The organism is Allokutzneria albata (genome assembly GCF_900103775.1).
Lineage (GTDB): Bacteria > Actinomycetota > Actinomycetes > Mycobacteriales > Pseudonocardiaceae > Allokutzneria > Allokutzneria albata.
Genome location: NZ_LT629701.1, coordinates 6,769,604 through 6,781,776, shown reverse-complemented (window position 1 = coordinate 6,781,776; position 12,173 = coordinate 6,769,604). Strand labels below are relative to the sequence as shown.

The 12,173-nt window shown below is 71.5% G+C and carries 11 protein-coding genes and 1 riboswitch; of the genes, 9 read left to right on the top strand and 2 right to left on the bottom strand.

Going from position 1 to position 12,173, the window contains the following annotated elements; translation table 11 throughout:
• Window positions 1-65 precede the first annotated feature (65 nt).
• The 6 genes from moeA (at window position 66) to BLT28_RS30900 (ending at window position 7,677) form a co-directional block, all read left to right on the top strand.
• Window positions 66-1,304, top strand: a complete 1,239-nt coding sequence (moeA, locus tag BLT28_RS30925) for a molybdopterin molybdotransferase MoeA (protein ID WP_052408050.1) — start codon at window positions 66-68, stop codon at window positions 1,302-1,304.
• Window positions 1,305-1,433: 129 nt separating this feature from the next.
• On the top strand, window positions 1,434-3,380 hold the full coding sequence (locus BLT28_RS30920) for a M48 family metallopeptidase (protein WP_052408048.1): 1,947 nt from the start codon (window positions 1,434-1,436) through the stop codon (window positions 3,378-3,380).
• A 4-nt stretch (window positions 3,381-3,384) separates the two neighbouring features.
• Window positions 3,385-3,648, top strand: coding sequence for a GlsB/YeaQ/YmgE family stress response membrane protein (locus tag BLT28_RS30915; RefSeq protein ID WP_030432830.1), 264 nt, complete (start codon window positions 3,385-3,387; stop codon window positions 3,646-3,648).
• A 75-nt stretch (window positions 3,649-3,723) separates the two neighbouring features.
• Window positions 3,724-4,434 carry a phosphatidylserine decarboxylase gene (locus tag BLT28_RS30910; RefSeq protein WP_030432829.1) on the top strand — a complete coding sequence of 237 codons (711 nt, stop codon included), beginning with the start codon at window positions 3,724-3,726 and terminating at the stop codon, window positions 4,432-4,434.
• Window positions 4,435-5,373 carry a CDP-diacylglycerol--serine O-phosphatidyltransferase gene (gene pssA, locus BLT28_RS30905; protein WP_030432828.1) on the top strand — a complete coding sequence of 313 codons (939 nt, stop codon included), beginning with the start codon at window positions 4,435-4,437 and terminating at the stop codon, window positions 5,371-5,373. It abuts the gene before it with no gap.
• Window positions 5,374-5,463: 90 nt separating this feature from the next.
• On the top strand, window positions 5,464-7,677 hold the full coding sequence (locus tag BLT28_RS30900) for an AAA family ATPase (RefSeq protein ID WP_030432827.1): 2,214 nt from the start codon (window positions 5,464-5,466) through the stop codon (window positions 7,675-7,677).
• A 21-nt stretch (window positions 7,678-7,698) separates the two neighbouring features.
• Here the strand turns inward: BLT28_RS30900 and BLT28_RS30895 are convergent, their stop codons facing one another.
• Both BLT28_RS30895 and BLT28_RS30890 read right to left on the bottom strand, forming a co-directional pair.
• Complete coding sequence (locus tag BLT28_RS30895) at window positions 7,699-8,307, bottom strand: LytR C-terminal domain-containing protein (protein ID WP_030432826.1); 609 nt, start codon at window positions 8,305-8,307, stop codon at window positions 7,699-7,701.
• Between the two features lie 36 nt (window positions 8,308-8,343).
• Window positions 8,344-8,658, bottom strand: coding sequence for a DUF3263 domain-containing protein (locus BLT28_RS30890; protein WP_030432825.1), 315 nt, complete (start codon window positions 8,656-8,658; stop codon window positions 8,344-8,346).
• A gap of 163 nt (window positions 8,659-8,821) precedes the next feature.
• Here BLT28_RS30890 and BLT28_RS30885 point away from each other — a divergent pair, with 163 nt between their 5' ends.
• The 3 genes from BLT28_RS30885 (at window position 8,822) to thiD (ending at window position 12,097) form a co-directional block, all read left to right on the top strand.
• Window positions 8,822-9,394 carry a peptide deformylase gene (locus BLT28_RS30885; protein ID WP_030432824.1) on the top strand — a complete coding sequence of 191 codons (573 nt, stop codon included), beginning with the start codon at window positions 8,822-8,824 and terminating at the stop codon, window positions 9,392-9,394.
• Between the two features lie 76 nt (window positions 9,395-9,470).
• Window positions 9,471-9,597, top strand: a riboswitch (TPP riboswitch).
• On the top strand, window positions 9,588-11,234 hold the full coding sequence (thiC, locus tag BLT28_RS30880) for a phosphomethylpyrimidine synthase ThiC (RefSeq protein WP_030432823.1): 1,647 nt from the start codon (window positions 9,588-9,590) through the stop codon (window positions 11,232-11,234). It overlaps the preceding riboswitch by 10 nt.
• A complete protein-coding gene (thiD, locus tag BLT28_RS30875; protein ID WP_052408046.1) occupies window positions 11,231-12,097 on the top strand; it encodes a bifunctional hydroxymethylpyrimidine kinase/phosphomethylpyrimidine kinase in 867 nt (288 codons plus the stop codon). Before thiC ends, thiD begins: the two co-directional genes overlap by 4 nt.
• The last annotated feature ends 76 nt before the right edge of the window (window positions 12,098-12,173 follow it).

Below are 12,173 nucleotides of genomic sequence, written 5' to 3'. Positions count from 1 at the left end.
CGAAGACGACCCCCGGCATCAGCGCGTCGAGCAGTTTGACACGGCAGGATGGAAAGGTGCCGAACATGCCACCGAAGGACCGCTTGCGGGTCCGAGCATTGCCGTCGTTGCGCCCCGTCGCCGAGCACCGCGCCGCCGTCGCCGCGCTGCTCAGCAGGACCCCGGTCGAGTCCCGGCCGCTCGCCGCCTGCCTGGGCCTGGTGCTCGCCGAGGACCTGCACGCGCGGATCAGCTTGCCGCCGTTCGACAACTCGGCGATGGACGGGTACGCGGTGCTCGCGGACGACGTCGCGGACGCGAGCCCGGAGTCGCCCGTGGTGCTGCCGGTGGCCGAGGACGTTCCCGCCGGGCGCACGGACTCCCCCGCGCTGCGCCCCGGCACGGCGCACCGGATCATGACCGGCGCTCCCGTTCCTCCCGGCGCGGACGCGATCGTGCAGGTGGAGTTCACCGACGGAGGCGTCGAGCGGGTCGCGGTGCACCAGCCGAAGGAGCCCGGGGCGCACATCAGGCGGGCGGGCGAGGACGTGCGCGCGGGGGCCAGGGTGCTCGGCGCGGGGACGCGGCTCGGCGCCGCGGAACTGGGCCTGGCCGCCGCGGTCGGCGCGGGTGAGCTGCCGGTGCACCGGCCGCCGCGGGTGCTGGTCCTGTCCACCGGCTCCGAGCTGGTCGAACCCGGGAAACCCTTGCTGCACGGGCAGATCTACGAGTCCAACGGGGTGATGCTGGCCGCGGCGGTCGAACAGGCGGGATGCTCCGCCGAGCTGCTCCGGTTCGTCCCGGACGACGTCGAGGAGTTCCACGCCGCGCTCACCCCTCATCTGTCCACTGTGGACCTGGTGTTGACCTCGGGCGGGGTGAGCGCGGGCGCGTACGAGGTGGTCAAGGACGCTTTCTCGGGTCAGGGCGTGGAGTTCGTCAAGGTCGCGATGCAGCCGGGCATGCCGCAGGGCGCCGGGGTGTACCGGGGCGTCCCGGTGATCACGTTGCCCGGCAACCCGGTCAGCTCGCTGGTGTCCTTCGAGGTGTTCGTCCGCCCCGCGCTGCGGGCGGCGGCCGGGGACGCGAGCCCGGAGAGACCGGCCAGGCGGGCCCGGCTGACCGAGGCGCTGCGCTCCGCACCGGGCAAGCGGCAGTACCGGCGCGGTTTCCACGACGCGGACGCGGGCACCGTCTCGGTGGTCGGCGGACCGGGCTCGCACCTGCTGTCCGCGCTGACGACTTCGAACTGTCTGATGGAAATCGACGAGAACGACACCGAACTCGTCGAAGGCACCGAGGTCACGGTGCTCCTCACGCGTTGATCTTCAGGCCATCTGAACTGGCGTTTTGGCCAGAACGGCGGGGACTTGCACTTCTCGCCGCGGCACCGCAGACTCTCGCGCTGCTCACAACCTGGGGGTGGGCGGAACCACCACTGCGGAGGAAACACCGTGCGAGGATCTTTCCGGGCCTTCGTCGCCGTCGTGCTGCTGATCGCGTTCCCGTTCCTGGTGATCGGGATCGGCGTCGGCGGCATCGTGCTCGCCACCACGGCGAGCGGGCGGGCGGCCGCCTACCTGTTCGTGATCAGCATCGGCGTGCTGATCACCTTTGGAATCGCGCTGGTCAGCGCTTTGCGCACGCGGGTGGAGCCGCCGGCGGGCCCCCGGCTGAGCAGGCAGGAGCAGCCCGGTCTGTGGGCGTGCGTCGACGAGCTCGCCGCCCAGGTGCAGACCCGCGCCCCGGACGAGATCATCCTCATTCCCGACGTCAACGCGGCGGTCTCCGAGGACTCCAGGATGCTCGGCCTGCGCGCGGGCAAGCGGTACATGATGATCGGCCTCCCGCTGCTCGCCGGCATGAGCGTGGACGAGCTGCGCGCGGTGCTCGCGCATGAGCTCGGTCACTACAGCGGCGGCCACACCCGGCTGCTGGCGATCACCTACCGCGGTACCGAGACGCTCCAGCGGACCGTCGCGCGGCTGGACGGCGGACCGGCCAGGTTCCTGCTCAACAACTACGCGAAGCTCTACATGCTCGTCGCCAGCTCGGCCAACCGGCAGCAGGAGCTGGAGGCCGACCAGGCCATGGTGCGCACCTCCGGCCAGGCCGTCGCGATCGCCGCGCTGCGCAAGCTGCCCACGCTCAGCCACACCTGGGACGCCTACTCCAGCCGCTACCTCCCGCTCGCCGGGATGGCCGGGCGCACGCCCGACCTGCTACTGGGCTACCGCGCGTTCCTGTTGCACCCCAACCAGAAGGAATGGGTGGAGCAGGCCGAGGAGCAGCTGCTGGACGCCGAGTCCACCTCGCTGTTCGACAGCCACCCGCCGATCCGCCAGCGCATCGCGGTGATCGCGGGCCAGGCCGACCGGCCCGCCCCCGGGGACACCAGGCCCGCGTGGTCGCTGCTGCACGACCCGCAGCGCAGCGTTCCCGCCGTGGAGGGCTCGCTGCTCAAGGAGGGCCTCGGGCCGCGCGCGCAGTGGGCGGAGATCGTCCGGCTGGCCGGGGTGCGCTCGGCGGAGCGCGGCGCGAGCATGCTGGCCAAGGCCGCCGCGGACAGCCAGGTCGCCCCGCGCGGCATGCTCGGCGACATCCTCCAGGCCCTGGGCCGCGGCCAGGTCGAACAGCTGGTCAAACCGCTGCTGAAGCCCACCATCCCGTTCGAGGAGCTGCCGAGGGCGGCCAGGTCCGTCGCCACGGAGCTGCTGGCCGACGTGGTGGTGGCCGCGCTGGCCGCCGAGGGCCGGATCCGGCACGAGCTGAACTGGGGCGGCGGCTGGGTCGTGCGCCTGCTCGACGACGGTTCCGAGCTCGACGCCGAGCAGCTGGTCGCCCCGGCCGCGCACGACCCGGCCAAGGTCCGCGAGCTGTGGGACCGGCTGGTCCAGCTCGGCGTGCCGCTGGGCTACGTGCGCTGGCCGAGCGAGGAGGACCCGCAGATCACCGATGAGCCGCAGCTGACCGCCGTCTTCGGCACGCAGGTGACCGTCGGCCGCAACACCTGGCACGACCTGCTGGTCTACGACACGGGCCTGCTGCTGTTCCGGCTGCCGTTCGGGACCGTGCTCAAGGAGCAGTCCGGTGACCGGATCGGCATGGGCGCGGGCATCCGCCGCAAACGGCTCGGCCCGCTGGTCGAGGCGTCCGCGTCGGAGAACCGCGCGCTGCCCAACGCGAGGTGGATCGACGCCGGGCAGATCGTCGGCGGCAGCAACAAGAGCTTCCTCAGCGGCGGTGGCCGGGTGGTGCTCGACCTCGTCGACGGCAGCAAGCTCGAACTGCGGGGCGCAACCGACGAGGCCTACGAGTGCTTGGCCGGCTTCGTCCAGCAGGTGTTCCAGGCACGCGGCGGTGCGGTTGCGGCGCAGGAGGGCGTCGCGCCCGTAGGCTGACCACGTGGGCTTCTTCTCGTGGATCATCTTCGGCGCGCTCGCGGGCTGGGCGGCCAACCTGATCGTCGGCGGGCGCGACCGGCGCCCGCTCGGCTGCCTGTTCAGCATCGTCGTCGGGATCGTCGGCGCCGCGCTCGGCGGGCTGGTCTACAAGCTGCTGACCGGTGAGCAGTGGGACTTCGAGTTCCGCTTCGCCAGCTTCGGCGTCGCGGCGCTGGGCGCGGTGCTGCTGCTCATGATCGTCCGCCTGGTGCAGTCCCGCAGGTAGGCCCGCGGGGTCCCTGGCGTACCGTGAAGAGTCCACTTTGTTCTCTTCACGGCCGAGGATCCGGATCACCACACGATGACCGCGGAAGAACGTTCGGGCCCGCTCGCACACCTTGTCGACCTCGCCCGCAGCACGGTTCCCCCCATGCACCCCGCCGGACGGCCCTTCGTGCTCGGCGCGGCTGTGGCCACCTTCCTGATCAGGCGGTTCTCCCGCCGGGCCGGTGTGCTCGGCATGGTAGTGACCGCCTGGTGCGCCTGGTTCTTCCGGGAGCCCAAGCGGGTCACCCCGACCCGGCCCGGCCTGGTGGTCTCGGCGGCCGACGGCACCGTGTCCACGGTGGGACCGGCCGTTCCGCCCGCCGAGCTGGGTCTCGGCGAGGAGCCGGTGCCCAGGGTCAGCGTGTTCCTGTCGATCTTCGACGTGCACGTGCAGCGGATGCCCGCCACCGGTGAGGTCAGCCGGATCTCCTACCGGCCGGGCAAGTTCCTCTCCGCCGACCTGGACAAGGCCAGCGAGGACAACGAGCGCAACAGCCTGCTGCTGCGCACCTCCGACGGCCACGACATCGCGGTGGTGCAGATCGCCGGGCTGATCGCCCGGCGGATCGTCTGCTTCGTCGACGAGGGCCAGCGGGTCGACGCCGGGCACACCTACGGCCTGATCCGCTTCGGCTCGCGCGTGGACGTCTACCTGCCGAAGGGCAGCAGGGTGCTGGTGGAGCCCGGTCAGAAGACCATCGGCGGCGAGACCGTGCTCGGCCTGCTGCCCGGGGCGGAGATCTAGGTGGACGCCCGCACCGCTCCCGGGGTGCGGCTGCTGCCGAACGCGATCACCATCCTCGCGCTGTGCTCCGGTCTCTCGGCGATCCAGTTCGCCATGAACAAGGAGTACGACGCGGCGATCCTGGCGATCGGTGTGGCCGCGGTGCTCGACGGCCTGGACGGCAGGCTCGCCCGCATGCTCGACGCCACCAGCAAGATCGGCGCCGAGCTGGACTCGCTCTGCGACGGCATCTCCTTCGGCGTGGTGCCCGCCATCGTGCTGTTCATCTGGGGCTGGGACGGCGAACGCACCGGCTGGCTGGTCGCGCTGGTGTTCGCGGTGTGCATGGTGCTGCGGCTGGCCCGGTTCAACACGCTGCTCGACGACACCGAACAGCCGTCGTTCACCAAGGAGTTCTTCGTCGGCGTCCCCGCCCCGGCCGGGGCGATCCTGGCGCTGCTGCCGATGGTGGTGACGCTGGGCGCCGGTGAGGGCTGGTGGTCGTCGAAGACCACGCTGCTGGTGTGGACCCTGCTGGTGGCGATGCTGCTGATCAGCCGGATCCCCACGCTGTCGCTGAAGAAGCTGCGCCTGCCCGCCAAGGCCGTCGCCCCGGCGCTGGTGGTCATCGGCATCGCGGGGGCGGCGCTGCTGACCTACCCGTTCCTGATGCTGGCCGTCGTGGTGCTGCTCTACCTCGCGCACATCCCGTACGCGGTGTACCGCTACTCCTGGCTGTCCAAGCACCCGGAAGCCTGGGACGTGGAGCCCGCCGAACGCAGGGCGATCCGCCGTCGCAGCACCCGCCGCCTCGGCATCCGCCCGCCGCTGCGGCGCCGGGTGGCCGGAGCGGCGATCCGCCTGCGCCGCATCCCCCGGCGCAACGGCGGCGGAGGCCCGGGCCCGGTCGCCCGCACCAGCTGGCGCCGCCTCGGCCTGCGCCGCAACCGTCGCGACTGACCTCCTGCGATCGCACTGAATGAGTCATTGAGGTAGGTGAGCGCACCGAATGACTCATTCAGTGCGCACGCGGCGGCTAGGGTCTGTGGCGTGATCACGCTGACCATCCGGTTGTCCCCGTCCGCTTTGGACACGCGCCGCGGCGTCGTCCGGTTGCACCCCGAGGTGCTCGACGCGTTGGGGCTGCGGGCGTGGGACGCGGTGCGGCTGACCGGCACGCGGGAGACCGCCGCCCTGGCCGCGGCGTCGGACGGGTCGCACTCCCCCGGCTTCATCTACGTCGACGACATCACCATGTCCAACCTCGGCCTCACCGAGGACTCCGAGGTCGTCGTGGCGCCGGTGGAGGTCTCGACGGCGCGGTCGGTGACAGTGGCGGGCTCACGGCTGGCCTCGGCCTCGCTCACCCCGGAGACGCTGCGACTGGCGTTGATGGGCAAGGTGCTCACCGTCGGCGACGCGGTATCGCTGCTGCCCCAGGACCTCGCGCCGCCTCCGGGCTCCGACGTGAGCACCGCGCGCCGCAAGCTGTCCCTGGCGATCGGCATGACGTGGACCAACGAACTGCTCACGGTCACCGGTGTCGAGCCGCCCGGTGTGGTGGCCGTGCAGCCCGCGACGGTGGTCGGCTGGCGAGGTGGCGAGCGGACCGCTGCCCTTCCGCCCGCCACGACTCCTGCTCCGGCGACAACCGCGGCGGCACCCCCGCAGCAGCCCGAGCCCGCGTTGGCGCTGCCGGACCTGGTCGGCGCCAAGGACGCTGTGCGGCGGCTGAGCGAGTGGTTCGACCTTGCGTTCCGGCGCCCGGAACTGCTGGCCCAGCTCGGCGCGAAGTCCCGGCTCGGCGTGCTGGTCTCCGGACCGTCCGGAGTGGGCAAGGCGACCCTGGTGCGCTCCGTCGCGGCCGCGGTGGAGGCGGAGGTCGTCGAGCTGGTCGCGCCGAGCGCCGCCGCGCTCGAACCGGCGACGGCCTCGCAGCGCGCGCACGATGCGATCAACTCCGCGGTCTCCACCGCTCAGCGCGGCACCGCCTGCGTGCTGCTGGTCTCCGACGTGGAAGCGTTGCTACCGGCCAACAATCCGCCGCCACTGTCCACTGTGGTCCTTGACGCTCTGCTCGCGGCGATCGACACCCCGAAGCTGGCCGTCGTCGCGACCACCTCGGCGGCGGAGTCGGTGCACCCCAAGCTCCGCAGCCCCGAGCTGATCGACCGCGAGCTGAGCCTGCCGCTGCCGGACGGCTCGGTGCGCGCGGAGCTGCTGCGGGTGCTGCTGCGCGACGCCCCGCTGGAGGACGGCATCGACCTCGTCGCCGTCGCGGACCGCACTCCCGGCTTCGTCGCCGCGGACCTGGTCGCGCTGCGGCGGGAGGCAGCGGTGCGGGCGGCCTTGCGCCAGCGGGACTCCGACGAGCCGCGCATCGGGCAGGAGGACCTGATCGGGGCGCTGGAGACGGTGCGGCCGATCTCGATGTCCACTTCGGACAATCTCGCCACCGGTGGGCTCACGCTCGACGACGTCGGCGACATGGCCGAGGTGAAGCAGTCACTGACCGAGGCCGTGCTGTGGCCCCTGCAGTACCCGGATTCCTTTGCGCGCCTTGGTGTCAAGCCGCCGCGCGGGGTGTTGCTGTACGGCCCGCCCGGCTGCGGGAAGACGTTCCTGGTGCGCGCGCTCGCGGGGACCGGGCGGCTGAACGTGCTGTCGGTGAAGGGCGCCGAGCTGCTCGACAAGTGGGTCGGCGAGTCCGAGCGCGCGGTGCGGGAGCTGTTCCGCCGCGCGGCCGAAGCGGCTCCGGCGATGCTGTTCCTCGACGAGGTGGACGCGCTGGCGCCGCGACGCGGCCAGTCGTCGGACTCCGGTGTCGGCGACCGCGTGGTGGCGGCGCTGCTGACCGAGCTGGACGGCGTGGAGCCGCTGAACGAGGTCGTGGTGGTGGGTGCGACCAACCGGCCCGAGCTGATCGATCCGGCGCTGCTGCGCCCGGGCAGGCTGGAGCGGCTGGTCTACGTCCCGCCGCCGGACGCCGACGCGCGCACGGAGATCCTGAAGTCGGCGGCCAAGCACACGCCGCTCGGCGAGGACGTGGACCTGGCGGCGCTGGCCGGGGAGCTGGAGGGGTACTCGGCGGCCGACTGCGCCGCGCTGATCAGGGAGGCGGCGCTGACCGCGATGCGGGAGTCGCTGGCGGCGGCGGAGGTCGGCCTCAAGCACCTCAACCACGCCCGCGAGACCATCCGCCCCTCGCTCGACCCCGCCCAGCTGGCGTCCCTGGAGGCCTACGCGTCCGCCCAGCGCCCCTGACCCGGCCGGGGCAGGGGCGGACTACTTGGCGTTGGCGGCGTTCTTGTAGTCCTTCGTCACGATCACTATCACGCCGGGCTTGGCGTCCTTGATGCCCTGGAAGCGCTCCTCGACGCGCATGCCGAACTCGCTGCCCAGGGTGCGCGCGGTGGTCTCCTCGTCGGTGCCCGGCGTGTAGTAGACGGTCGTCGTGTAGATCACGCCGTGCGGGTAGTTGTCCACCTGCTCGACGGTCCAGCCCGCCTCGCGGATGTCCTGCGCGGCGCGGTCGGCGAGCTTGGGGATGGTGCTGTTGTTGTAGACCCGGATGCCCGTCTTCGGCTTCGCGGGCGGCGTCCCGCCGTTGTTGGTGGTGCTGGTCGGCGGGGCCGCGGTGGTCGTCGGCGGAGGCGGGGGCGGCGTCGTGGTCACCGGCGCCGGCTCCTGCGACGAGCTCACCGCGGGAGGCGGCGGGCTGCCCGGAGCCGATTCGGTTGTCGTTGTCGCCTGCTGCCCGAGCTGGTCGGTCGGCGTGCCCCCGTTGAAGAGGGAGAAGACGCCGAACGCCAGCGCGACGGCGGCGACTCCGAGCGCCACGACCCCGGCCACCCACAGGGGGCGGGGTGCGCTTGGCGGCTCGACCGAACTCATCTCAGCTGCCTCCACATCATGCGGTCATCGCGCCGCTCAGCGCGGATCGAGGCCGAGGCGGCGGGCGGTGCGGACCCGCTGGCGGCCGGTGCGCAGCCGGCGCAGCCTGCGGACCAGCATCGGGTCGGCCGCCAGGGCCTCCTGCTTCTCGATCAGCGCGTTGAGCAGCTGGTAGTACCGGGTCGCCGACATGTCGAACAGCTCCCGGATGGCCTGTTCTTTCGCGCCTGCGTACTTCCACCACTGGCGTTCGAAGGCCAGGATCTCCTGTTCGGTGCCGGTGAGGCCGCCGGTGCCGGACGCGGACGGGGCCGGGTCGTTGCCCTTGGCCCTCACCTCGGCGGCGTCCATCCTGCTCCTCGAATCACTGTGCCCAACATCACGGGCCCACGTCGCGGGCCCCTGAATCACAGGTCTGTGATTTCCGACTAGTTCTATTACATCACGAGGCACCGACACAGGCTCGGGCACAACCCGGCGCGTCCGGAGGACAACCGCCGTTAGGGTTCCCGCCATGGCCATTCACGCGATCCGGATCGCGGGCGACCCGGTGCTGCACAACCCGACGCGCCCCGTCGAGAGCTTCGACGACGAGCTCCGCACCCTCATCGGCGACATGTACGAGACGATGGACGCGGCCAACGGCGTCGGCCTCGCCGCCAACCAGATCGGCGTCGACCTGCGGCTGTTCGTCTACGACTGCCCCGACGACGAGGACGTGCGGCACCGCGGCGTCGTGGTCAACCCGGTGCTGGAGACCTCCGAGCGGCCGGAGACCATGCCGGACCCGGACGACGACTGGGAGGGCTGCCTGTCGGCCCCCGGCGAGTCCTTCCCCACCGGCCGCGCCGGCTGGGCCAAGGTGACCGGTTTCGACGGCGACGGCAAGCCGGTCGAGGTCGAGGCGACCGGGTACCTCGCCCGCTGCCTGCAGCACGAGACCGACCACCTGGACGGCTTCCTCTACCTGAGCCGGCTCGTCGGCAGGCACGCCAAGGAGGCCAAGCGGATGCTCAAGCGCAACGGCTGGGGCGTTCCGGGGTTGTCCTGGACGCCGGGCGAGGTCGAGGACCCGTTCGGCCACTGAGCCAGTCGGGGCCAGTCGGCTCGGCCGACTTGGCAGCGCGCCGGGCCTGTGGTTAGCCTCGGGCCCGGAACAACTCCACATCGACCGCGGGAGCTCGCAGCAAAGCGGGCTGAGAGGGCGGCTGGGCAACGATCCCGGCGCCGCCGACCGCCTGAACCTGTACCGGGTAATGCCGGCGTAGGGAGGATTCGCCATGACGGCCTTTGCCGACAGTTCCGTCACGCCCACCGTGACGACCGGTCCGATCACCGGCTCGCGCAAGGTGTACACCGAAACCCCTGGTGGACTGCGGATTCCGCAGCGCAGGGTCGAGCTGAGCAACGGCGAGCACCTGGACCTCTACGACACCTCCGGCCCGTACACCGACGCCGACGCCACCATCGACGTCCACAGTGGACTCCCGAAGCTGCGCGCCGGCTGGGCGCTGGAACCGGTCGGCGGAGCCGTTTCCCAGCTGGCCTACGCCAAGGCGGGCATCGTCACCCGCGAGATGGAGTTCATCGCGGCGCGCGAGGGCGTCGACGTGGAGCTGGTGCGCTCCGAGGTGGCCATCGGCCGGGCGGTGATCCCGGCCAACCGGTGCCACCCGGAGTCCGAGCCGATGATCATCGGCAAGAAGTTCCTCGTGAAGATCAACGGCAACCTGGGCAACTCCGCGGTGACCTCGTCGGTCGCCGAGGAGGTCGAGAAGATGGTGTGGGCGACCAGGTGGGGCGCGGACACCATCATGGACCTGTCCACCGGCAAGCGGATCCACGAGACGCGCGAGTGGATCCTGCGCAACTCCCCCGTCCCCGTCGGCACCGTGCCGATCTACCAGGCGCTGGAGAAGGTCGACGGCGATCCGGCGAAGCTGTCCTGGGAGGTCTACCGGGACACCGTGATCGAGCAGTGCGAGCAGGGCGTCGACTACATGACCGTGCACGCCGGGGTGCTGCTGCGCTACGTGCCGCTGACCGCGCGCCGGGTGACCGGGATCGTCTCGCGCGGCGGCTCGATCATGGCCGCGTGGTGCCTGGCGCACCACAAGGAGAGCTTCCTCTACACGCACTTCGAGGAGCTGTGCCAGATCCTGCGCACCTACGACGTGACCTTCTCCCTCGGGGACGGGCTGCGGCCGGGCTCGATCGCCGACGCCAACGACGAGGCCCAGTTCGCGGAGCTGCGCACGCTCGGCGAGCTGACGCACATCGCCCGCGAGCACGACGTGCAGGTGATGATCGAGGGCCCCGGCCACGTGCCGATGCACAAGATCGCCGAGAACGTCCGGCTGGAGGAGGAGCTGTGCAGTGAGGCGCCGTTCTACACGCTCGGCCCGCTGGCCACCGACATCGCCCCCGCCTACGACCACATCACCTCGGCCATCGGCGCGGCGCAGATCGCCTGGCACGGCACCGCGATGCTCTGCTACGTCACGCCGAAGGAGCACCTGGGCCTGCCCAACCGGGACGACGTGAAGGCGGGCGTGATCGCCTACAAGATCGCCGCGCACTCCGCCGACGTGGCCAAGGGCCACCCCAGGGCGCAGCAGCGCGACGACGCGCTGTCCAAGGCCCGCTTCGAGTTCCGGTGGGAGGACCAGTTCAACCTGTCCCTCGACCCGGACACCGCGCGCGCCTTCCACGACGAGACCCTGCCCGCGGCTCCGGCGAAGACGGCGCACTTCTGCTCGATGTGCGGGCCGAAGTTCTGCTCGATGAAGATCACCCAGGACGTCCGGAAGTACGCCGAGGAGCGCGGACTGTCCACTGTGGAGGCGATCGAGGCCGGGATGCGGGAGAAGTCCGAGGAGTTCGACGAGCAGGGCGGGAAGGTGTACCTGCCGGTGGTGAACCCGTGAACGCGCTTCCGGGCCGCGCGCTGAGCTCGGACGAGGCCTGGGAGACACCGCCGCGCGCGCTGACGATCGCGGGCTCGGACTCCGCGGGCGGCGCGGGCATGCACGCCGACATCCGCGCGTTCCTGACCTGCGGCGTGCACGGGATGACCGCCGTCACCGCGGTCACCGTGCAGAACTCCTTGGGGGTCAAGGACTTCGTCGAGATCCCGGCGGAGACCGTGGCCGCCCAGATCGAGGCCGTGGTCGGCGATATCGGGGTGGACGCGGCGAAGACGGGCATGCTCGCCTCGGCGGCCATCATCGACGCGGTCGCGAAGGCGTGCCACAAGGTGGGGATCGGCCAGGAGGGCACGGCGCCCTTCGTCGTCGACCCGGTCGCGGCGTCGATGCACGGCGACCCGCTGCTGCACGCCGACGCGCTGAACGCCTTGCGGGACCTGCTTTTCCCGATGGCCACGCTGGTGACGCCGAACCTGGACGAGGTCCGGCTGCTGACCGGGGTCGAGGTGAGCACGCGCGCACAGCTCGCCGACGCCGCGCGGGCCGTGCACGCGTTGGGCCCGCAGTGGACGCTCATCAAGAGCGGGCACCTGACCCAGGACCCGGAGTGCGTCGACCTGCTCTTCGACGGCACCGAGTTCTACGAGCTGCCGGGGGCCCGCTACGACACCCCGCACACCCACGGCGGCGGCGACACCATGGCCTCGGCGATCACCGCGGCGCTGGCCAGGGGGGCGCCGGTGCTGGAGGCGGTGCGCTTCGGCAAGCGGTTCGTGCAGCGGGCGGTCGCGCACTCCTACCCGCTGGGCGCGGGCGTCGGCCCGGTCTCGACGTTCTGGCGGATTTCCACAACACCGGTGTAACGCAACAGCCACAACCTGAACGGAGCAGCACCGCGGGCCTTGCGGCAGGGTAGAACGCAAGATCACCCGTCACCGG

Excerpts from the sequence above, each read along its gene's own strand:
- moeA (WP_052408050.1), top strand. The coding sequence starts at position 66 with ATGCCACCGAAGGACCGCTTGCGGGTCCGAGCATTGCCGTCGTTGCGC.
- BLT28_RS30885 (WP_030432824.1), top strand. The coding sequence starts at position 8,822 with ATGGCCATTCACGCGATCCGGATCGCGGGCGACCCGGTGCTGCACAAC.
- BLT28_RS30910 (WP_030432829.1), top strand. The coding sequence starts at position 3,724 with ATGACCGCGGAAGAACGTTCGGGCCCGCTCGCACACCTTGTCGACCTC.
- thiC (WP_030432823.1), top strand. The coding sequence starts at position 9,588 with ATGACGGCCTTTGCCGACAGTTCCGTCACGCCCACCGTGACGACCGGT.
- BLT28_RS30895 (WP_030432826.1), bottom strand. The coding sequence starts at position 8,307 with ATGAGTTCGGTCGAGCCGCCAAGCGCACCCCGCCCCCTGTGGGTGGCC.
- BLT28_RS30890 (WP_030432825.1), bottom strand. The coding sequence starts at position 8,658 with ATGGACGCCGCCGAGGTGAGGGCCAAGGGCAACGACCCGGCCCCGTCC.